Origin of the sequence: Nonomuraea montanisoli (genome assembly GCF_013363975.1) — a bacterium.
Classification (GTDB): Bacteria; Actinomycetota; Actinomycetes; order Streptosporangiales; family Streptosporangiaceae; genus Nonomuraea; species Nonomuraea montanisoli.
Map to the genome: position 1 here is coordinate 315286 of NZ_JABWGN010000008.1, position 21227 is coordinate 336512.

The following is a 21227-nucleotide window of genomic DNA, read 5'->3' on the forward strand; positions in this document are numbered from 1 at the left end:
CGGCCGGAGCAGGCCGGCGCGCCCAGGCTACTGGCCCGCGCCCGGGCCACGGCCCGGAGCGCGGCCGGTGCCGCCGAGCGATCGCTACGTACGGTTCGCGCGGGAGGCGAGGTGGGCCAGCCACGCCGCCGCCCCCGTCAGCGCGGGCTGCGGTGCGACGATCAGCGACGTCGCGATGGCCGACAGGTACTCCGCCATGTCCGGGTTCGCGGCGAACCGGGCGCGGAACGGCCCGGTTCGGACCCGTTCCGCGATCCGCGGCAGCACCCCGCCGCCCAGGTAGACCCCGCCCCGGGCGCCCAGCGTCAGCGCGACGTCGCCCGCGAACGACCCCAGCAGCCCGCAGAACACCTCGACCGTCTCCGCGCACAACCCGTCGTCGGCCCGCGAGACGATCCCCGACGCCGTGTCCTCGACCGGCGGGACGCCCCTGACCTGCGCCAGCGCCCGGTGCAGCCGCACCAGCCCCGGCCCCGACAGCACGTGCTCGGCCACCACCTGGCTGCCCGGCCCGCCCGCCGGCCGCGTGTCCCGCGGAGTCCGCGCAGCTCGCAGCGCCCGCAGCACCTCCAGCTCCCGCTCGTCCTGGACGGGCAGCGTCACGTGCCCGCCCTCGCCCGGCACCGGCACCCAGCCGCCGTCCACCGGCACCAGCCCGGCCACGCCGAGCCCGGTGCCGGGGCCGAGCACCGCCTTCACCCCGTACGACGGAGCCGGGCCGCCCAGCGGGGCGAGGTCGTCGCCCTCCAGGTGCGGCAGCGACACCGCCAGCGCCTCGAAGTCGTTGAGCAGCGCCACCTCCGGCAGGCCGAGGTCGCGCGCGGAGCCGGACCAGGGCAGGTTCGTCAGCGCGTAACGGTCGCCGTCCACGGGCCCGGCCAGGGCCAGGCACGCCGCCCCCGGCCGGGCGCCGCCGGCGTGGTCGGCGAGGTAGGCGGCCACGGCCTCGGGCAGGCCGCGGTGCTCGGCCCCGGCCAGGACCGCGACGTGCGACGGCCGCGCCCCCGGCGAGGTCACCAGGCCGAACCTGGCGTTGGTGCCGCCGACGTCGGCGACCAGCCACGGATAGGCGAAAGAGCTCACCCGTTGACTCCGGCGCGAACCGTGTCGGCGAGACCGGTCTCCAGGTGGGAGGAGCCGGCCTCCACCGGGAAGCCGAGCCCCGGCCCGTGGTGCGGCGACTCGGCGCCGCTGATGCCGAAGACGCCCGCGCCCTGCTCGGCGTGCCCGGCCATGCGGCGGAACGCCGCGAACAGCTCACGGCCCGTGCCCACCCACTCGGCGTCGCTGAGCGGCCGGCCGCCGGGCGTGCGCCGCGCCAGCTCCTCGGCCGGCACCAGCAGCTCCAGCGTCCCGGCCGCCGAGTCGAGCCTGATCACGTCGCCCTCGCGGACGAGCGCGATCGGGCCGCCGTCGGCCGCCTCGGGCGACAGGTGGATGGCCGCGGGCACCTTGCCGGACGCGCCGGACATGCGGCCGTCGGTGACGATCGCCACCCGCTGGCCCCGGTCGAGCAGCACGGCCAGCGGCGGGGTGAGCTTGTGCAGCTCGGGCATGCCGTTGGCGCTCGGCCCCTGGTAGCGGATGACGGCGACGAAGTCCTGCCCGTCCAGCTCGCCGGCCTCGAACGCGCGCAGCAGGTCGAGCTGGTCGTCGAACACCTTGGCCGGCGCCTCGATCACCAGGTGCTCCTGCTTGACGGCCGACACCTTGCTCACGGCCCGGCCGAGGTTGCCCTCCAGCATGTGGATGCCGCCGTCGGCGGAGAACGGGTCGGCGACGGGACGCAGCACGTCGAGGTCCGCGCTGCCGCCCTTGACCTCCGACCACACCAGCGCGCCGTCCTCCAGCGCCGGAGCCGAGCGGTAGTGGCTCAGGCCGCGCCCGGCGACCGTCAGCACGTCCTCGTGCAGCAGGCCCGCGTCGAGCAGGTCGCCGATGAGCACCTGCATGCCGCCGGCGTCGCGGAAGTGGTTCACGTCCGCCTGGCCGTTGGGGTAGATGCGGGTGAGCGACGGCACGACCTTCGACAGGCACGCCAGGTCGTCCCAGGTCAGGACGATGCCCGCGGCGGCGGCCATGGCCACGAGGTGCAGCGTGTGGTTGGTCGAGCCGCCGGTGGCCAGCAGCGCGACGCACGCGTTCACGATGGCCTTCTCGTCCACCAGCTCGCCGAGCGGCGTGTACTCGGAGCCGTGCGCGGTGATCTCCACGGCGCGGCGGCCGGCCGCCTCGGTGAGGGCGTGCCGCAGCTCAGTGTGCGGGTTGACGAACGTCGAGCCCGGCAGGTGCAGGCCCATGACCTCCATGAGCGCCTGGTTGGAGTTGGCGGTGCCGTAGAAGGTGCAGGTGCCGGGGGAGTGGTACGACTTGGCCTCGGCCTCCAGCAGCTCGCCGCGGCCCACCTTGCCCTCGGCGAACAGCTGCCGGGTGCGGGCCTTGACCTTGTTCGGCAGCCCGGACGTCATCGGGCCGGCCGGCACGAAGATCGCCGGCAGGTGCCCGAAGTGCAGCGCGCCGATGAACAGCCCCGGCACGATCTTGTCGCAGACGCCCAGCAGCAGCGTCGCGTCGAACATGTCGTGCGACAGGGCGATCGCGGTCGCCATGGCGATCACGTCGCGGCTGTAGAGCGACAGCTCCATGCCGGCCCGGCCCTGCGTGATGCCGTCGCACATGGCCGGCACGCCGCCCGCCACCTGCGCCACGCCGCCGGCCCGCCGCACGGCCGCCTTCAGCTCCGGCGGGTACGTCTCGTACGGCTGGTGCGCCGACAGCATGTCGTTGTAGCTGGTCACGATGGCCACGCCGGGCTTGGCGGCGCCCATGAGGGCGGGCTTGTCCTCGGCCGGCGCGGCGGCGAAGCCGTGGGCCAGGTTGGCGCAGCCCAGGTGGGCGCGGGCCGGGCCCTTGGCGCGGGCGGCCTCGCCGGCGCGGCGGACGCGGTCCAGGTAGACGGTCCGGCTGGCGCGGCTGCGCTCGGCGATCCTGTCCGTGATCTCCTGGATGACGGGGTTCATGGACGCTCCTTCGTCGGGCACACGGCCGCGTTCGGGTTGTCGGTCGCGTTGTCGGTCGCGTTCGGGTTCGGGCCGGCGCTCTGGCGGCGGTCGCGGGCGGTCACGAGACGTCCTCGTGCCAGGCCCGGCCGCTGCGGGCGAGCAGGTCGTGGGCGCCGGCGGGCCCGGCCGAGCCCGCCGGGTACGGCTCGGGAAGCTGGTCCGACGCCTCCCAGGTGGCGAGGATGGGGTCGATCCACCGCCAGGCGGCCTCGACCTCGTCGCGGCGCATGAACAGGGTCGGGTTGCCGGCCAGCACGTCCATGAGCAACCGCTCGTACGCCTCCGGCACCCGCGCGGTGAACGTCTCGCCGAAGCTGAGGGTCAGCGGCACCGGCTTGAGCGTGACCTCGCCCGCTCCCGGCTCCTTGGCCATGATGTGCAGCCGGATGCCCTCCTCGGGCTGGAGCCGCAGGACGAGGCGGTTGGGCGTGCCGCCGGGAAAGATGGAGTGGGGCACGTCCTTGAACTGCACCACGATCTCCGAGACGCGGCGCGGCAGCCGCTTGCCGGTGCGCAGGTAGAACGGCACCCCGGCCCAGCGCCAGTTGCGGATCTCGGCGCGGATCGCGGTGAACGTCTCCACCCGGCGCGACTCCTCGGTGGGCGGCGTGGAGGCGGGCTCGTCCAGGTAGCCGGGCATGTCGCCGCTCTCGACGTACTGGCCGCGCACGGTGAACCGCTCGACCTCGCCGCCGGTGATCGGCCGCAGCGCCTGCAGCACCTTGACCTTCTCGTCGCGGATCGCCTCGCGGTCGTTGCGCGCCGGCGGCTCCATCGCGGTCAGGCAGAGGAGCTGGAGCAGGTGGTTCTGCACCATGTCCCGCAGGGCGCCCGCGTGGTCGTAGTAGCCGCGCCGGCCGGGCGTGCCGACGGTCTCGGCGGCGGTGATCTGGACGTGGTCGATCCACAGCGAGTTCCAGATCGGCTCCAGGAACGCGTTGGCGAAGCGGAGCACGAGCAGGTTCTGCACGGTCTCCTTGCCCAGGTAGTGGTCGATGCGGAAGATCTGCCGCTCGTCGAAGATGGCGCCGACCTCGTCGTTGATGCGCTGCGCGCTGATCAGGTCGTGGCCGAGGGGCTTCTCCAGCACCACGCGGGAGCGGGGCGTCACCAGGCCCGCGTCGGCCAGCTCGCGGCAGAACACGCCGAAGGTGCGGGGCGGGCTGGCCAGGTAGAACACCCGGTCGCGGTCCTCGTGCCCGGCCAGCAGCGCCGACAGCGCGTCCCAGCCGGACCGGTCCGCGCCGCCGTCGGCCGCGCGGCCGCCCACGTCGACCGACACGTGGTGCAACCGGCCCAGGAAACGCCGCCACACCTCGGGGTCGCCGCCGGGGATCCGGTCGCGTACCTCGGCGTCCACCTTGCCGCGGAAGTCCTCGTCGGTCAGGCCGCCGCGGGACATCGCGATCACCCGCGTGCCGGGGGCGAGCCGTCCCTCACGGTCGCCGTGGTACAGCGCCGGCAGCAGTTTGCGCATGGACAGGTCGCCGGTCCCGCCGAAGACGACGAGGTCGGCGGTGTGCGCGGTCTCGGGGACGGCGGGTGCGGTGGCGGCGGGTGACGAGCTCAGGGGGGACACGACAGGGCTCCGTTGATCTATCAAGAAGGACAGAACGGACACTAGCCAGAGTTCGGGTCGTAGACAAGCAGAGTTTTGACATGTGAGATAAAAAAGTCGCGACTTTTCATTACCTAATGTCCTGTGATTCACTTAGCCGATGCCTCGACGTACCGCCGCGACCCTCGCCACGAGTGGCGAGGTGCTGCGCCTCATCCGCTCCGGTGAGGCGGTCACGCGGGCCGACCTGGGCCGGGTGACCGGCCTGTCGCGTCCCGCGGTGCAGTTGCGCGTCGGCGAGCTGATCGAGCGGGGTCTCGTCGTGGAGCGGGCCGACGCGCCCTCCACCGGCGGACGCCCGCCCGTGCGGCTGGAGTTCAACGCCGAGGGCGGCGTGGTGCTGGTGGCCGCGCTGGGCGCGAGCCGCACCCGCGTCGCCGTGTGCGACCTCGCGGGCCGGGAGCTGGCCGGCCGCGACTTCGCCATCGACGTCGAGCAGGGCCCCGACGTGGTGCTGCCGCTGCTCCTCGACACCTGGGAGGAGCAGCTCGGCGACCGCCCGCGCGAGGACGTCAAGGGCGTCGGCATGGGCGTGCCCGCCACGGTCGAGTTCGCGCGGGGCCGCACCGAGAGCGTGCGCGTGATGGCGTCGTGGACCGGCGTGCTCATCCCGCCGATCGTCCGCGAGCGGTTCCCGGTGCCCGTGCTCGTCGACAACGACGTGAACGCGCTGGCCATCGGCGAGCACCGCGGCGTCTACCCCGACCTCGACGACCTCATGTTCGTCAAGGTCTCCACCCGGATCGGCGCCGGCGTCATCGCGGGCGGCGGCATCCTGCGCGGCGCGCTCGGCGCGGCCGGCGAGATCGGGCACATCCCGGTCCGCGACGGCGGCGGCGTCCTGTGCCGCTGCGGCAACGTCGACTGCGTCGACTCGGTGGCGAGCGGCACCGCGCTGCTGCGCGAGCTGCGCGCGGCGGGCAAGGACGTCAAGACGATCGCCGACGTGACGGCGCTCGTGCGGGCCGGCGACGCCGAGACGATGGCCACCGTACGCGAGGCGGGGCGGCGCATCGGCGAGGTGCTGGCCGGCGCGGTCAACATCCTCAACCCGTCGGTGGTGGTGCTCGGGGGAGACGTGGCCGAGGCGTTCGGCCCGCTCGTGTCGAGCATCCGCGAGGTCGTCTACCGCCGCTCGACGGCCCTGGCCACGCGCCGCCTGCGCATCGAGCCGAGCCGCCTGGGCGCGGGGGCGGGCATCAGCGGGTGCGCGGTGATGGTGCTGGACAGCGTGCTGTCACCGGAGGCCGTCGACGAGAGCCTCGCCCACGACGCCTCCTGACACCACGCCCCGTCTCCTGACACTCACCGCTCGGCGTCTCCTGAGGCCGCTCGCCGTCTCCTGGGGCCGCCCGCCGTCTCCTGACGCTCACCGGTGCCGCCATTTCCTTGACGCCGACCGCCGTCGCCCTGCGGGAGTCTCTGGGAGCCGGAGCTTCCCCGGCGGGTTCGAGCACGGTACGCGCCTGAGTCCTGAGCGTGATCCCGGCCTTCGGGTGAGGAAGCGGGGGAGGTGCGGCTCCGCTGTCCGAGGCGGCGTAGGACGCGGCGCTGACGAATCGGCGTTCGCGGAAGGTCCGCGCTCAGTGCTCGGCGTGGCCGTTGTCGTTCCCGTTGCCCGGGCGTCTGGTGTGGCCGGGCGGGGTGTGGCCGGCGGGGTTGGCGGAGGTGTCCGCCGTGACCTCCGGGAGCGTGGGCGCGGGCGTCGGCGTGACGGCGGCCGGCCTGCGGGAGCGCGCCGGGGTGACCGACGCCTCGCCGGGCGTCACGGGCGGCGCGGTCGTGGTGTGACGGCGCGGCGCGGGGGTGACGCGCGCGGTGCGGGGCGGCCGGGTGACGGTGGGCCGGGCCGTACGGGTGAGGCGGGGCGAGGGCAGGGCCGTGGGCGCGGGGCCGTGGTGGGCGGGGCGGGTCACCGGGGCGCTGGCCGTGCTGACCCGCGTGGCCGCGGCCGTGACCGGCGCCGGAGGACGTCCGCCGCCGTCGGGGAGGCTGACCGGGGACAGCGACGCGCCGCCCAGCTCGCCGAAGCCGAGGATCGCCGCCGCGCTCAGCATCACCATGCCGGTCAGCACACTGGCGGCCATCAGGACACGTCTGCGCGGCTCGGTCTCGGTCACAGCCGCCGATGATAGTGAGTGCCGGGAGCCGGATGGGCCGCCCCGCGACAATCGTGATCAAGATGGTGGCCGACGCGGCCCGCCCGGCCCGCGCCCCGGCCGAGCATCAGCGGCCGAGCATCAGCGGCCGGACATCACCGGCCGGGCATCACCGGCAGGGCGCCATCGGCCGGGAGCCACCGGCCGGGCCACCCCGCGCAGTCGGCCGGCAGAGGCGGGCGCCGTGCCCGTTCTCAGCAGGTGCACATCAGGCCGCGCAGCGCGGCCTCCAGCCCCTGGCCCGTCGCCACCGTCGCCGGCCACGGGAAGCGGACCAGCGACTCCTCCACGCGGACCGTCGCGCCGTACCTGTCGAGCTCCCACAGCCACACGTCGCCGCACCAGGAGCCACCGGAAGGACCGGCCCCGCCGCAGCCGCCCGCGCCGGCTGTGCCAACGGGCCCGTCGTCGTGGAAAGCGCCGGCCTGCCCCGTGTCGCCGGCGTGCCAGGTGTCGCCGGCGTGACCGCCGTCGCCGCGCAGGCCCTCGCCCGCGAGCGCGGGCTCGCCGAGCAGGGCCGCCACGCCGTTCGCGAGCTGCGCCCGGTGCGCCTCGTTGACGTGGGCCAGGACGCGCTCGGCCGTCTCCGCCAGCGGGTCGGCGACGGCGTCGAGGTACTCGCCGGCGTCCAGGACGCCGGACTCGTGCCCGGTCAGGTACACGACCTGCGCCACGTCCAGCCGCAGCAGCCGGGGCGCGGACGGCTCGCCGTACCGCTCCAGCGCCGTGAACAGCGCCTCGTCCGCGCTGCGGGCCGCGACCGCGACGGCCGCCGCCCGCGCCTCCTCCGCCGGCACGGCCAGTGCCCAGCCCTGCACCTCCAGCAGCCCGCGCGGATGCTCGGCCTCGCCCAGGCGGCGCGTCGCGGTGAGGTTGACCGCCACCACGGCGTCGTCGTGCAGGCCGTGCAGCGGCTCGCCGGGCCGCACCAGCAGCACGGGCCGCCCGCGATCGTCCACGCCACCGGTCGCGGGGGAGGGGACGCCGTCGAGGGACACGCGAGCGACCGAGGACGTCGCGGCGAGCGTGCGGACGCGTTCGGCGATGGGCGGCATGGCGGCTCCTTGAGATCAACGCGAAGACTAGGTTAGCCTTACCTAAGTAAGGATTACCTAATCACATGAGGTGAACGTGCGCTACACCGGTCCCAAGGTGCGGCTGTCCCGCCGCGCGGGCGTGCCGCTGACCAGGAAGGCCATCCGCTACTTCGAGCAGCGTCCCTACCCGCCGGGCGAGCACGGCCGCAAGACCAACCGCCGCACCACCGGCGACTACGGCCTGCGGCTGATGGAGAAGCAGAAGCTGCGCTGGTACTACGACGTGTCCGAGCGGCAGCTCCGCCGCTACTGGGACCTGGCCGTGCGCAAGCCCGGCGCGTCCGGCGCGGAGCTGGTCACGCTGCTGGAGAGCCGCCTGGCCTCCCTCGTGCTGCGCGCCGGCCTCGCGCCGTCCATCTACGCGGCCCGCCAGTACGTCACCCACGGCCACATCGCCGTGGACGGCCGCAAGGTGGACATCCCCAGCTACCTCGTCAAGCCCGGCCAGGTCGTCTCGGTGCGGGAGCGGTCGCGGCGCATGCAGCCGTTCGTGGCCGCGGCCGAGGGCGTCCACGCCGACGAGCGGATCGCGCCGTACCTGTCGGTCGACCACGCGGAGCTGCGCTTCACGCTGACGGCGCGGCCGCAGCGCGAGCACATCACGGTGCCGGTGGACGAGCAGCTCGTCGTGGAGTTCTACTCCCGCTGACCCGCCGGGCCCGCCGAGAGGGAGGGCCGCCGTCCTAGCGGGGCCCGTCGAGGACGCCGTCGCGCCGCAGGGCGGCGACCTCGCGGCGCAGCGCCGCCAGCTCCTCCAGGACGGCGCGGGTGGCGGCGGCCGACTCGTCCAGGACGGCCCGGGTGGAGGCGGCCGACTCGTCGCCGAGCTCGCGCAGCTCGGCGCGCTCGCTCGCCGACTCCTCGTCCATCGCGCTCACCACCACCGCCATGAACAGGTTGAGCACGATGAACGTCGAGATCAGGATGAACGCGGTGAAGAAGATCCAGGCCGACGGGTGCAGGGTCATCACGTCCCGGGCGATGTTGCCCCAGTCGTCGCCCGTCATGGTCTGGAAGAGCGTGAACAGCGAGGCGGGCAGGCTGCCGAAGCGCTCGGGCGCGGCCCCGCCGTACAGCTTGGTGGCCATCACCCCGGCCACGTACAGCACCAGGCCGAGCAGCACCACGATGGAGCTCATCCCGGGCATGGCGCGCAACAGCGCCGACACCACGCGCCGCAGGCTGGGCACCACCGACAGCAGGCGCAGCGCCCGCAGGATGCGCAGTGACCGCAGCACCGACAGGCCGCCGGTCGAAGGGACCAGCGCGATGGCGACGATCAGCGCGTCGAAGATGTTCCAGGGGTCGCGCAGGAAACGGGCCCGCTCGGCGTAGATCTTGGCCAGCAGCTCGGCGACGAAGACGTAGAGCGCGGCGTGGTCGATCACCTTGAGCGTCGCGCCGTGCCCCGCGGCGATCGCGGGCACGGTCTCCAGGCCGAGGGTGGCGGCGTTGACCAGGATGACGACGACGATGAGCTGCTGGAAACGGCGGCTCGTGACGACGGCGTGAACGCGTTCGCGCACGGGAGGGGACTCCTAGGGATCTCGGTGGTACTCCACCATCATCCCGTAGCCGATCATGCGGACGATCATCGCGGGGTGAGGCGGAAGACCCGCAGCTCCCTGCCGCCCGCCGTCTCCACGTACCGGTTGTAGAGCGGCCACTGCTCCACCAGCCCGCGCCAGGCCGCCTCGCGCTCCTCGCCGGTCAGCAGCCTGGCCCTGACGGGGATCTCGCGGCCCTTGTAGGTGACGGCGGCCTCCGGCGTCTTCATGAGGTTGCCGGTCCAGGCCGGGTGCTTCTCGCGGCCGAAGTTGCTGCCGACGACGAGGAAGCCGCCGCCGGGCTCGGGCCGGCAGGCGAGCGGCGAGTGCCGTCGCTGTCCCGTCCTGGCGCCGGTGGTGATGAGCACGAGCGACGGCACCACGCGGTCGCTGCTGATCATCTTGCCGCGGGTCAGCCGGTAGAGGGCGCGGTCCAGCTTGGGGACGAACCGGGGACCGACCCGCAGGAACCAGTCGGTCGAGGCCATCCACTGGGCGAAGGGCTTGAGGACCTGGATCATGCCGCGAGTGTAGCCGTAGCAAGCGCTAGGTCAAGTGCCTGGGCGGCCGCCTTCGTGATATAAAAAACCGGCTGTCAGGCGACCGACGAGGGGCGAGCGCAGATGTCCTATCCTCCGAACTACGGCCCTTCCCCCTACGGGCCGCCGCCGCAGACCCACCCCAACGGCACGACGATCCTCGTGCTGGGCATCCTCAGCCTGGTCGTGTGCGGCCTGCTCGGCCCGTTCGCCTGGGTGATGGGCAACAAGGCGCTGCAGGAGATCGACGGCAGCGGCTACTACTTCGAGAACCGGGGCATGGTGCAGGCCGGTCGCATCTGCGGCATCGTCAGCACCTGCCTATGGGCGGCGATGATCGCCCTCTACGTCGTCCTCTTCCTCGTCGCCGGCGGCCTCGCCGTCTTCAGCAACCACTAGCGGGCGCCGGCCGTAGCCGCCGATCCCCGACTCCAGCAGGTCGAAGAGCGCCTCGGCCTGCTCGCGCAGCCATGCCTCGACCTCGCGCGGGCTCTCGCCCGCCGTCCGGCGGCGCAGCGCGTGCCGTGACAGCAGCCGCGTCGTGCTGAGGATCTGCGCCGCCACCAGCTCCGGCCGCACGTCGTCGGGATCGGCGTCGGCCTCCTCCTCGATCGCGGCGGCCACGCACGCCATCACCTGACGCTCGATCTCCAGCGTCCGCGCCCGCAGCGCCGGGCTCTCCGCCACCACGCGCCCCCACACCTCGGCCCCCTCGTGGAAGCCGTAGCGCCAGTCGCCGGTGTCCAGCGCGTCGAGGAAGTCGCGCCGGAAGGCGTCCACCACGCTCTCGCCGGGCCGCCGGTCACGGACGACCCCCCGGTAGATCTCCTCCAGATCGGCCTGCCGGTCGAGGAAGAGGTCCTCCTTGGTGCCGAAGTAGTTGAAGACGGTGTTGACCGACACGTCGGCCGCGCGCGCCACCTCCGCCACCGTGACCTGGTCGAACCCGCGCATCAGGAACAGGCCCGTCGCCATGTCGGAGATCCGGCGGCGGGTCTCCCGCTTCTTGCGCTCGCGCAGTCCTTCCTCCATGGAGCCATGCTACCCAACTTGCAGTCACTCCAAAATTGTGGCTACTGTAATTTTGGAGGCGATGAACTTGATCGAGACCACAGGTCTGACGAAGACCTTCAAGAGCGGCGTGGAAGCCGTCAAAGGCGTGGACATCATGGTCGAGCCCGGCCAGATCGTGGGCTTCCTCGGCCCGAACGGCGCCGGCAAGAGCACGACCATGCGCATGCTCACCACGCTCCTGGCCCCGACCTCGGGGAGCGCGACGGTCGCGGGCCACGACCTGCTCGCCGACCCGGCGGGCGTGCGGCGGCGCATCGGCTACGTCTCGCAGTCCGGCGGCGTCAACCTCGCCGCGCCACCGGCCGGCGACCTGGTGCTGCAGGCCATGCTGTACGGCATGAACCGCGAGCGGGCGCGCGAGCGCGTCGCCGAGGTGCTGGCCCTGCTGGAGCTGACCGGCATGGAGCACCTGCCCGGCGGAGCGCTGTCGGGCGGCCAGCGGCGCCGCTTCGACCTGGCGTTCGGGCTGCTGCACCGCCCGCCGCTGCTCTTCCTCGACGAGCCCACCACGGGGCTCGACCCCCAGAGCCGCGCCCACCTCTGGGACCACATCCGCGCGCTGCGCGCCGACCACGGGATGACGGTGTTCCTGACCACGCACTACCTCGACGAGGCCGACGCGCTCTGCGACCGCCTCCTGATCATCGACGGCGGCCGGATCGTCGCCGAGGGCAGCCCGGCGGAGCTGAAGGCCGGCGGCCGCACCCTCGACGACGTCTTCCTCGACATCACCGGCCGCTCGCTGCGCGAGGAGGTGTCCGCGTGATCGGGTCCGCGGCTCGCGACACGTGGCTGCTGTTCCGTCACAACCTCGCCATCACGCTCCAGCAGAAGTTCGGCCTCGTCTTCGGCGCCATCCAGCCGATGGTGTTCCTCGTCCTGTTCGGGCCGATCTTCGCCACGATCGGCACCTGGGAGACGCTCGTGCCGGGCCTGATCGTGCAGCTCGGGCTCGTGAGCACCGGCATGGCCGGGTTCGGCGTCGTCTTCGATCGGCGCTTCGGGGTGCTGGAACGGATGCGCGTCACCCCGGCCAGCCGCCTGGCGCTGCTGCTCGGCCGGGTGCTCAACAACGTCGTCGCGCTCCTGCTGCAGACCGTCGTGCTCGTCGCCGTCGGCTACGCGTTCGGGCTGCGGGCGCCGGCCGCCGGCCTGCTGGCGGGGCTCGCGCTGGTCGTCGTGCTGGGCGCGAGCCTCGCCTCGCTGTCGTACGCGGTGGCGCTCACCATCGACGAGAACCTGTTCGCGCCCGTGATGAGCACGATCGTCCTGCCGCTGGCGCTGCTGTCCGGCTCGTTCCTGCCGATGTCGATGGCGCCGGGCTGGCTCGACGTGCTCTCGCGGATCAGCCCGTTCCGGTACGTGCTGGAGGCGCTGCGCGACCTGTTCGCCGGGCACTACGCCACCGGCACGGTGGGGCTGGGCGTGGCGGTGACCGCGGTGCTGGCCGTGGTGAGCGTCGCCGTCGGCACCCGCGTGTTCAGCCGCGAGAACGCCTGAACACGCGGGCCGGTTGCACGGGGTTCAGGCGGCGGACCGGCGCCGCAGCGCCGCCACGATCCCTTCCGGGTCGATGACCCCGTACCCGTAGTCGAAGTCGAAGCCCACCTCGCTGCGGTCGTCGGCGGTGCGGCGCAGCAGCGCCCGCAGTTGCGACGGCGACAGCCGGGTGCACGGCCAGCGGGTGCGGATCGCCGCGACCAGCCCGGCGGCGACCGGCGTGGCCGCCGAGGTGCCCGAGTCGGGCTCGGTGTCGCCGAACGCCCGCGAGCCGGAGAAGTGCGTGTAGGCGCACACGTCCGGCTTGCGGGCGGTCAGCCGCCCGGGCCCCTGCGAGGAGTAGCCGACCCGCTCGCCGCTGATGTCGACGCCGCCGATGGACAGCGCCTTGGCGTGGGAGTTGGCCCCGACGATCGGCCGGTCGGGGTAGGCGCAGCGGCCGTCGCGGCACTGGCGGCCGCAGTTGCCCGCCGCGAACAGCACGTCGGCCCCCGCCTCGTCCAGAGCGGTGACCATGAGGTTGAACGGGTGGGCCGGGTTGTCGGAGTAGTTGCCCGGATGGCCGACCGGGAAGTCCCACTCGGGGGAGAACGACCCCCACGAGTTGGAGACCACCAGGGCGCGCGTCTCGGCGGGCTGCGCCTCCAGCACCCCCCGCAGGTGCCCGAACGCGGCCACCGCGTCCGACAGCAGCCCGTCGAGCGCCGAGCCGCCGGGGCGGCGCGACAGCAGCACCGGCACGTCCACGAGCGTCGCCCGGGGCGCGCCGATGAGCGTGTCGAAGGCGCACATCGTGCCGTGGTCCACCTCGAACTGGCCGGGCCGCCCGTCGACGCCCGCCGGCACCCAGCTTCGCGCCGCGTCGAGGATGACGTCCCGGCCGAGCTGCCGCTCGGTGTGGGCGAGGTTGATCCCGGTGTCGAGCACGGCCAGCGCCACGCCGGTCCCGTCGAGCCCCTCGGCGCGCAGCGCGTCGGCGCCGAGCAACCGCTCCACGTCGTGCCAGGTGCCGACGGGCGGGTCGCCGCCGCAGGTCAGCGTGGTGTGGATGACCGGGTCGGCGAAGACGCCGGTGACGTCGGGCCGAAGCGACGACAGCATGGCGACGCGGGCGGCCACCTCGTCGTCGGCGATGACGCCGCGCACCAGCACCGAGGCGTCCTCGGCGGCCAGCGAGAAGGCGAGCGGCTGGTTGAGCGACAGCGGGTCGCCGCCGGGCGGCGGCACCGGGCGCGGCAGCGCCACCGGCGTGTACGCGTGGTCGAGCGCGACGCCGGGCAGGCCGTCGGCCACGTCGGCCACGGTGGCGCTCCGACCGGGGTCGACGACGGCCTCGACGACGTCAGGGGAGGGGCGGAGCTGGATGAGCACGCGCATGGGGTCACCACCCGGGGATCGAAGGAACGGACGCCCCCACATTCCTGCATTCGCGGGGGCGCGTCCAGCGGTTCACGAACGTCTGACCTGCTGAAACATCGCGAAGGGGGCGAACCGGCCACGGTCGTTTCCGGCCCGCCCGATCCGGGGCCTTCGGTCCCGCCGATGCACTTCCCTCTGGTGGGCTTCCGCGCCGCCGATCAGTTCCGTCCGCCGGGCTTCCGCGCGGCCGATCAGTTCACTACGGTGAGGCGGCATGACGCTCCAGGCCCCCCAGGCGCGCACCGGTGACCACTGGCTGGCGGTGCGGCCGAGACTCGTCCTCGCCAGCGCCTTCATGCTCTTCCTGGAGCTGGCCCTGATTCGCTGGACCGGCTCGAACATCGTCCACCTGAGCTACTTCACGAACTTCGTGCTGCTCGGCTCCTTCCTCGGCATCGGGCTCGGCTTCCTGCGCGTGGGCCGGGCCAAGGGCCAGCCCTACTACTCGCCCGTCGTGCTGTTCGGGCTGGTGGTCCTGGTCGTCATGTTCCCGGTCACCGTCGACCGCGACACCGAGGGCGTCCTTTACTGGACGAGCCTGGCCACCAAGGGGCCGCCCGCCTGGCTCATCCTGCCGGTGATCTTCTGCGCGGCGGCGCTCGTCCTCATGGGGCCCGCCGAGCTGGTCGGCCGGTGCTTCCCCGAGCTGCCGCGCCTGGAGGCCTACCGCTACGACCTCATCGGCAGCCTCACCGGCATCGCCGCCTTCACCGCGCTGTCCTTCCTCAGCGCGCCGCCCGTCTTCTGGGGCGCGATCGCGGCCCTGGCCTACGGGGTGCTGCTGACGCCGCGCCCGCTCGTGTCCTACCTCGGGCTGGTCACCGTGCCGTCCCTCGCCGTCGTCGCGCTGCTCCTGGCCGAGACGCTGACCGCCGGCGCGCTGTGGTCGCCGTACTACAAGGTCACCTTCCGGCAGTTCGACCAGCTCGGCGTGCCGGTGACCGACATCTCCGTCAACGGCATCCCGCACCAGCAGGCCGTGCCCGCCGCCGCCCGGCTCCAGTGGGAGCGCCAGTACGGCCTGCCGTACGAGCGGGCCGCCACGCCGCCCCGCGACGTGCTCATCGTCGGCGCGGGCAGCGGCACCGACGTCGCCATCGCCCTGTCCAAGGGGGTCTCCCGGGTCGACGCCGTCGAGATCGACCCCAAGCTGCGCGAGCTGGGCGGCTCCAAGCACCCCGACCACCCCTACGACGACCCGCGCGTGACCACCCACGTCACCGACGGCCGCGCCTTCCTGGAGCGCACCTCCGGCAAGTACGACCTGATCCTGTTCGCGCTGCCCGACTCGCTCACGCTCGTGTCGGGGGCCAGCTCGCTGCGCCTGGAGAGCTACCTGTTCACCGAGGAGGCCATGCGGGCCGCCCGCGACCACCTCAAACCGGGCGGCGCCTTCTCCATGTACAACTACTACCGCGAGAGCTGGCTGGTCGACCGGCTGGCCTCGACGGTGAAGGCGGCCTTCGGCCACGACCCGTGCGTCGACGTCGTCAGCACCGCCGGGCAGCAGGCCGTCATCACGGCCGGCCTCACCCCCGCCGCGCAGCGCTGCGCCGCCCCCTGGGCCGGGCCCACGGCCGGCACCCCGCCGCCCGCGGGCGACGACCGGCCGTTCCTCTACCTCAAGGACCGCACGATCCCGCCGATCTACCTCATCACCCTGGGCCTGATCCTCGCGGTCAGCCTCATCGCCGTGCGCGCCGTGGCCGGCCCCTACCGGCGGATGCGCCCGTACGCCGACCTGTTCCTGCTCGGGGTGGCGTTCCTGCTGCTGGAGACCAAGAGCGTGACCGGGTTCGCGCTGCTGTTCGGCACGACGTGGGTGGTCAACGCCGTGGTCTTCGCCGGGGTGCTCGTCGCGGTGCTGGCCGCCGTCGAGGTGACGCGCCGTTTCCGCACCCCGCCGCTGCCCGTCATGTACGGCGTGCTGCTCGCCGGCCTGCTGCTGGCCTGGCTGGTGCCCAACGCGTGGCTGCTGTCCCTGCCGCTGCCGCTGCGGGCCGTCGCGGCGGTCACGGTGGCGTTCCTGCCGATCTTCGCGGCGAACGTGGTCTTCGCCAAGCGGTTCTCCGACGCGGCCGACGCGACCACCTCGTTCGGGGCCAACCTGCTGGGCGCGATGGTGGGCGGCTGCCTGGAGTACCTCGCGCTGGTGATCGGCTACAAGGGGCTGATCATCGTCGCGGCCGTGCTCTACCTGGGCGCGTTCGCGCTGCTGCCCCGCAGGGGCGCGGTCTCCGCCTGAGACGGGACCGGCCTCCCCTCATGGAGGGGAGGCCGGAAGGCGCGTCAGAGGCCGCAGAGTTCTTCGAGTGACTTGGCCGTCTTGGAGCCGTTGCGGGTCGGCGTCTGGCTCGGCCGTGCGGCCGTCGCCGGGCTCGACGAGGTCGGCGCCCCCGACGAGGGCGTATCGGGGGAGGCGGTGACGTTCGCCGCCTGGGCGCTGCGCGTCTTGACCGAGTCGGCGAGCGCCTTGGCGGCGAACCGGCGGATCTTGACCCAGTCGGCGGAGCCCGGCCAGAAGTCCGGCGGCACGAACTGCATGCTGGTGATCTTGGCACTCTTGACCTTCAGCGCCAGATCGACCAGCGGCGGGAGGAGCGGCTGCGGGATGTTGGTCTGCGCCAGGCGCTTCGCCCCCGCCATGATCTTGCTGAAGTTGGTCAGGATCTTGTCAGGGGTGGCCTGCTTGGCGAAGGCGCCGATGACGCACCGCTGGCGGCCCATGCGGGAGAAGTCGTCGCTGTTGACCCGGGACCGGCCGTACCACAGGGCCTGCTCGCCGGTCAGCTTCCGGTAGCCCGCCCTGATCGTGCCGGCGGTGCCGAAGTGGCCGCCCCACTTGACGTCCTGCTCGACGCGGATCTTCAGACCGCCGATGGCGTCCACCAGGTCGGCGAAGCCGAACATGTTCATCAGCATGTAGTAGTCGATCTTGAGGTTGAGCGTGTAGCCGATGGCGTCCATCAGTGCCCGGGGGCCCTTGTTGTGGCCGCCCATGAGCTGCGGGTGCTCGTTGGCGTACTGCCAGACCTCGTTGAGCAGGCCGCCGTTCGGCAGCTCGGCCATGTAGCCGTTCGGGAACTGCTTGTGCAGCGGGGAGGTCGGCGGGAAGCGCACGTGCTGGAGGTTGCGCGGCAGGCTGAACAGCACCGTGTTGCCCGTCCGGAGGTCGATGCTGGCCACCGTCATGCTGTCGGTGCGCACGCCCGTCCGGTTGCCGGCCGCGTCACCGCCGATGAGCAGGAAGTTGACCCGGTCCGCGCCGTTCCACGGATCTTCCTTCTTGATCGGCGCGATGGCGGGGTCGTCGGGGGTGCTGCGGAAGATGGTCTGGACGGCGTCCCTGGCCGACAGCACGGTCTGCGCGGTCAGCGCGAACGGCGCCATGACCGCCACGCACAGCATGCCCACCGCGATGCCGGAGACGATCTGGCCCTGCTGGTTCAGCCGGTTGGGGCGGAGCGTCACGTAGGACGTCACGATCAGGGCGAACCAGCTCAGCGCCCCCAGCGAGGCGACCACCACGACCGTGAGCATCGCGTCGGTGCTGGCCAGGCTCGAAAGGGTCTGCAAGCCGTTGACCAGGTAGTAGGCCAGCGCGCCGAGCAGCAGCACCGCGTACACGCCGACCAGCGCCAGGCCCGTGCGGCGGTGCCCCGCGCGCAGGTGCGCGACGCCCGGCACGATCGCGGACAGCGCGGTCCAGCCGAGGATCGAGCCGACGTTCAGCGGCCTGGCGAAGCGCGGCGCGGCACCGCCCGGACGTCCCGGGCCCCGGCTCCCCTTGCCGCCGCCCTTCGGCGCGCCCTTGCCGCCCTTACCGCCTTTGCCGCCCTTCCCGCCCGGCGCGGCCGGTTTCGCGACCTCGCGCGTCTGGTCCGCCTCAGGGCCGTCCGGCGGCCCGTCCAGGGCTTCGGGGCCCTCCTGAGCGGAGGGGCCCGGCCGGGCGCCGGACGCCGCGCGAGGACGGCGGGGGCGCCGATTCCCGCCCCCCGCCGCGGTGTCTACCCCATCGCGCTTGCTCACACCGGCTCCTTAACGCCTACCTGGCAAAACTCGGTTTTGCCCCCCGTTGGGCACAAGATTGCCAGGATTCTAGTCCCCATATAGGGACAACCGAGACATGTGCTCAACCTGAGATGAACGCCGTATGACCTCAGGACGTCGTCGAGGAGGGGGCCATCCAGGTGTTGCACTGGTACGTCTCGCTGCGCTCCCAGCCCTGCCGGAACCACCGGTTGTTGTTCGGCGGCGAGCCGTGGTCGCGCGGGTAGCCCGGGTAGTCGCCGACCTGGCTGTAGAGCCAGAACAGGCGGCCGCGGTTGGAGGTGTTCACCGGGTACGACGTGGCGACCGAGCGCATCCACATGCCCGCGAAGCAGGTGGCCTGGAGCTCTAGCCGGCGGCTCAGCCCCAGCTTCCCGCCCCGGTCGCGGGTGTCCAGGGTCTTCTCCCACCAGGAGTCCATCAGGCCCGTCAGGTTCTGGACGTGGTGGCCGTACTCGTGGGCCATCATGCTGATGATCCCGCCGTTCCACGCCAGGATCTGCCCGTACCCGCGCGACCTGCCGTTGCCCCGCGCCATCGCCGACGTCGAGGCGTAGATCGTGTTGTTGCGCGGGCAGTAGTACGGGACCATGCCGCCCGGCTGCGGATAGTCGCCGCACGCGCCCCGGCCGCGCTTGGCCGCGATCGCGTAGTTCGGCGCGCTGAACGGGATGCCCTGCTTCTCCAGGACCGGCTTCCACGCCCGGTTCATGCACGCGCCGGTCTTCAGGATGAGCGCCTTGAGCTGGGCGTGGTCGAAGACGTTCGCGTTGCCGGCCGGGCAGTTCAGCCGCGGCAGCGAGCCGCCGCGGTAGACCGTGTTCGTCTTCAGTCCGCGGTCCAGCTTGACCTGGGCGGGCGGCTCGGCGGTCTCCTCGGGGGTGCTCGTCTCCGTCGTCCTGGTCTGGGTGGGCCGGTCCTCGCTGGCCGTCGGGAACGGGTCCCTGCTGCGCGTCGGCGGCTCGTACGTGGGGATGGCGACGGGCGTGGTCGTGTCGCTGCCGGACGAGCTCCTGAGCGCCACGCTGCCGATGACGAGCAGCACGAACAGCGCCGCCACCGACCCGAACACCAGGCCCACGACGCCGGCCGCCGACATGCCCCGCTTCCGGCGCGGCTGCTGTGGCCACCCGTGCGGGGGCGGGGGAGGGGGCGGCCGGTGCCCGCCGGCCTGCCCCGGCGGGTAGGGCTGCTGGGGGTGCTGCTGAGGCCCGGGCCATGCCGGCCCGCCGGGAGGCGGCGCCTGGTGGGCGGGGCCCTGGGGCGGGAACGGCGCCCCGCCGTGCGGAGGCATGCCGTGGCGCGGCGCGGGGGGCTGCCCGTACGGGGGCTGGGAGGGGGCTGTGGGTTGGCCGTACGGGGGCTGGGGTGGCGCGGGCGTCCCTTGGTAGGGCATGCCCTGAGGCGGCGCTGTGGGCTGTCCGTGGGGGGACTGGGCGGGGGCCGAGGGTTGCCCGTACGGCGGCTGCGGCGGCGCCGGAGGGTGGGCGTACGGCGGCCCCGGCTGAGGTCCCGGGCTGTACGGCTGCCCCGGCTGAGGCCCCGGACCGTACGGCTGTCCCGCTTGGGGCCCCGGACCGTACGGCGAAGCGTTCGGGGGCGGCGGAGGAGTCTGGCCGTCCGGGCGGGCATGGCCGGGCGGCGGCCAGGGCAGCGAAGGGGGCCGCTGGGGCTGACCGGGCTCCTGGGGCGTGGGGGGATACTGCCCGTTGCCTGTCACGCTGTCGCCCCCACTGATCAATCGTCCGTAATGCGTGACTTGGGAAGCCACTTGCCGGAGCTTTGCCAAATTTGGGGCAGAAGCATACTGATTTCTCACCCGTCACGGATGTGACAGCACTCGGTTACGGTCCGAAATCATTCGAGGTGATCTCCGTCATGTTCCCTACCAGTCGGCGGGTGGTGTCCTAGCTTCTTTGCCATGAACCTCCAGCAGCTCCGCTATGTGGTCGCGACTGCGGAGCACCGCACCATGACCGATGCGGCCAGGTCGCTCTACATCGCACAGCCTGCGCTCTCGCGTGCGATACGGGACCTGGAACGCGAACTCGGCCTGACGCTCTTCGCCCGGTCCGGACGCGGTGTCGTGGTCACCGCCCAGGGCCGCCGGGTGGTGAAGCTGGCGAGGGAGGCGCTCGACGCCGTCCACGAGATCGAAGGTCTCGCCAGCCATGCCGGCTCCGCAGAGACGGAGCTGCGCATCGCCTCCACCCCCACCCTCGAACCCGGCCTCGCCGGGCGCCTCCTGCCGGCCTACACGGCCGAGCATCCCGGCGTCCGCGTCCAGATCGTCCGCTGCGAGGGACGTGAGGCCGTGGTCAACGCCATCCGGGAGCAACGCGCCGACCTCGGGCTCACCGACCTGCCCGTGCCGGCCGACCTGATCACCCATCCCCTGGAACGCCAGGAGATCGTGCTGATCTCGCCTCCCGGCATGGAGCTGCCGAACCCGGTGCCGATGGGCCGGCTCGACGGCATGCGCCTCGCGCTGCCCGCCCGCGGCAGCCTCCGGCGCAGGGAGCTGGACGCGATGTTCGGCAAGTACTCCGTCAACCCGGTGGTGGTCCTGGAGACCGACGAGCGCAACGGCTGGCTCAACGCCGTGCGCAGCGGCCGGGCGTCCCTGCTGTGGTACCGGGGCATGGCCGAGCAGGCCAGCCGGGCCGGGCTCGTGGTGCGCTCGCTCGAACCCGCCGTCCGGCGCGTCATCGCCGTCGTCCACGCCCGCCGCCGCCTGCCGCTCATCGCCCAGGACTTCCTGTCCACCGCCGAGAAGGGCTCCGCCGCCTGACGGCATCGGCCCGATCCCCTCACCCCTCGACTCCCCGCAGGGCCCCGGCCCCGCCGCCGGCACCGACCTCCTCCGGTGCCGCCTCTCCACCGGCCCCGTGCCTTCCCGGTACGGCGCCTCTCCGGTCTCGCACCTCCCGACGCGTGGCACCTTCTCCGGCCACCCGCCGCCACAGGTGCGGCGCCCTCCGGAAACGGCCCCGCCCGACCTGCGCGGCCCGTACTCCGCACCACCGGCCCTGTCGCCGCCGTCCCGCCGTTCGTGACGGCTCAGTCCATCGGCCCGGCTCCGGCGACGCTCGCGGCGCGCGACCTTCCCTGGAACGGTCCCGGGTCCGGCAGGAGACGGGAGGAGGGCGTCCGGGAACGCCA

The 21227-nt window shown here is 73.1% G+C and carries 18 protein-coding genes; 7 read left to right on the top strand and 11 right to left on the bottom strand.

The window, feature by feature from the left end; all coding sequences use genetic code 11:
* Positions 1 to 84: 84 nt before the first annotated feature.
* From HTZ77_RS22275 to zwf, 3 genes are all read right to left on the bottom strand, one after another.
* On the bottom strand, positions 85 to 1083 hold the full coding sequence (locus HTZ77_RS22275; protein WP_175591582.1) for a glucokinase: 999 nt from the start codon (positions 1081 to 1083) through the stop codon (positions 85 to 87).
* A complete protein-coding gene (edd, locus tag HTZ77_RS22280; protein WP_175591583.1) occupies positions 1080 to 3020 on the bottom strand; it encodes a phosphogluconate dehydratase in 1941 nt (646 codons plus the stop codon). Before edd ends, HTZ77_RS22275 begins: the two co-directional genes overlap by 4 nt.
* 100 nt (positions 3021 to 3120) lie before the next feature.
* On the bottom strand, positions 3121 to 4539 hold the full coding sequence (gene zwf / locus HTZ77_RS22285) for a glucose-6-phosphate dehydrogenase (RefSeq protein WP_235995014.1): 1419 nt from the start codon (positions 4537 to 4539) through the stop codon (positions 3121 to 3123).
* A 241-nt stretch (positions 4540 to 4780) separates the two neighbouring features.
* Between zwf and HTZ77_RS22290 the strand changes: the two genes are divergently transcribed.
* On the top strand, positions 4781 to 5962 hold the full coding sequence (locus HTZ77_RS22290) for an ROK family transcriptional regulator (RefSeq protein WP_175591584.1): 1182 nt from the start codon (positions 4781 to 4783) through the stop codon (positions 5960 to 5962).
* 301 nt (positions 5963 to 6263) lie between these two features.
* On the opposite strand, the gene HTZ77_RS22295 is transcribed toward HTZ77_RS22290, so the two are convergent.
* Together HTZ77_RS22295 and HTZ77_RS22300 are read right to left on the bottom strand one after the other, a co-directional pair.
* Positions 6264 to 6800, bottom strand: a complete 537-nt coding sequence (locus tag HTZ77_RS22295; protein ID WP_175591585.1) for a hypothetical protein — start codon at positions 6798 to 6800, stop codon at positions 6264 to 6266.
* A gap of 233 nt (positions 6801 to 7033) precedes the next feature.
* Positions 7034 to 7894: a DUF2470 domain-containing protein gene (locus HTZ77_RS22300; RefSeq protein WP_175591586.1), complete on the bottom strand. Its 861-nt coding sequence runs from the start codon at positions 7892 to 7894 to the stop codon at positions 7034 to 7036.
* Positions 7895 to 7970: 76 nt separating this feature from the next.
* Between HTZ77_RS22300 and rpsD the strand changes: the two genes are divergently transcribed.
* Positions 7971 to 8585, top strand: coding sequence for a 30S ribosomal protein S4 (rpsD, locus tag HTZ77_RS22305; RefSeq protein ID WP_175591782.1), 615 nt, complete (start codon positions 7971 to 7973; stop codon positions 8583 to 8585).
* Positions 8586 to 8619: 34 nt separating this feature from the next.
* Here rpsD and HTZ77_RS22310 read toward each other — a convergent pair whose 3' ends face one another.
* Entirely contained in the window at positions 8620 to 9462 is an 843-nt protein-coding gene (locus HTZ77_RS22310; RefSeq protein WP_175591587.1) for an ion transporter, read from the bottom strand.
* 65 nt (positions 9463 to 9527) lie between these two features.
* The gene (locus HTZ77_RS22315; protein ID WP_175591588.1) at positions 9528 to 10004 is read right to left on the bottom strand and encodes a nitroreductase family deazaflavin-dependent oxidoreductase; all 477 of its coding nucleotides are present in this window, start codon (positions 10002 to 10004) and stop codon (positions 9528 to 9530) included.
* A gap of 102 nt (positions 10005 to 10106) precedes the next feature.
* On the opposite strand from HTZ77_RS22315, the gene HTZ77_RS22320 reads away from it, so the two are divergent.
* Complete coding sequence (locus tag HTZ77_RS22320; protein ID WP_175591589.1) at positions 10107 to 10421, top strand: DUF4190 domain-containing protein; 315 nt, start codon at positions 10107 to 10109, stop codon at positions 10419 to 10421.
* On the opposite strand, the gene HTZ77_RS22325 is transcribed toward HTZ77_RS22320, so the two are convergent.
* Entirely contained in the window at positions 10344 to 11054 is a 711-nt protein-coding gene (locus HTZ77_RS22325) for a TetR/AcrR family transcriptional regulator (protein ID WP_175591590.1), read from the bottom strand. The two genes, HTZ77_RS22320 and HTZ77_RS22325, sit on opposite strands and share 78 nt — an antisense overlap.
* 61 nt (positions 11055 to 11115) lie before the next feature.
* Between HTZ77_RS22325 and HTZ77_RS45375 the strand changes: the two genes are divergently transcribed.
* Positions 11116 to 11862: an ABC transporter ATP-binding protein gene (locus HTZ77_RS45375; RefSeq protein ID WP_205303032.1), complete on the top strand. Its 747-nt coding sequence runs from the start codon at positions 11116 to 11118 to the stop codon at positions 11860 to 11862.
* The gene (locus tag HTZ77_RS45380) at positions 11859 to 12596 is read left to right on the top strand and encodes an ABC transporter permease (protein ID WP_328808699.1); all 738 of its coding nucleotides are present in this window, start codon (positions 11859 to 11861) and stop codon (positions 12594 to 12596) included. Before HTZ77_RS45375 ends, HTZ77_RS45380 begins: the two co-directional genes overlap by 4 nt.
* Positions 12597 to 12620: 24 nt before the next feature.
* Here HTZ77_RS45380 and HTZ77_RS22335 read toward each other — a convergent pair whose 3' ends face one another.
* On the bottom strand, positions 12621 to 13973 hold the full coding sequence (locus HTZ77_RS22335) for a S8 family peptidase (protein WP_175591591.1): 1353 nt from the start codon (positions 13971 to 13973) through the stop codon (positions 12621 to 12623).
* A 256-nt stretch (positions 13974 to 14229) separates the two neighbouring features.
* Between HTZ77_RS22335 and HTZ77_RS22340 the strand changes: the two genes are divergently transcribed.
* On the top strand, positions 14230 to 16260 hold the full coding sequence (locus HTZ77_RS22340) for a spermine/spermidine synthase domain-containing protein (RefSeq protein WP_175591592.1): 2031 nt from the start codon (positions 14230 to 14232) through the stop codon (positions 16258 to 16260).
* A gap of 44 nt (positions 16261 to 16304) precedes the next feature.
* Here HTZ77_RS22340 and HTZ77_RS22345 read toward each other — a convergent pair whose 3' ends face one another.
* The gene (locus tag HTZ77_RS22345) at positions 16305 to 18044 is read right to left on the bottom strand and encodes an LCP family protein (protein ID WP_175591593.1); all 1740 of its coding nucleotides are present in this window, start codon (positions 18042 to 18044) and stop codon (positions 16305 to 16307) included.
* 130 nt (positions 18045 to 18174) lie between these two features.
* Positions 18175 to 19164: a neutral zinc metallopeptidase gene (locus tag HTZ77_RS22350; RefSeq protein ID WP_205303034.1), complete on the bottom strand. Its 990-nt coding sequence runs from the start codon at positions 19162 to 19164 to the stop codon at positions 18175 to 18177.
* Between the two features lie 822 nt (positions 19165 to 19986).
* Here HTZ77_RS22350 and HTZ77_RS22355 point away from each other — a divergent pair.
* Complete coding sequence (locus HTZ77_RS22355; protein WP_175591594.1) at positions 19987 to 20856, top strand: LysR family transcriptional regulator; 870 nt, start codon at positions 19987 to 19989, stop codon at positions 20854 to 20856.
* Positions 20857 to 21227: the final 371 nt, after the last annotated feature.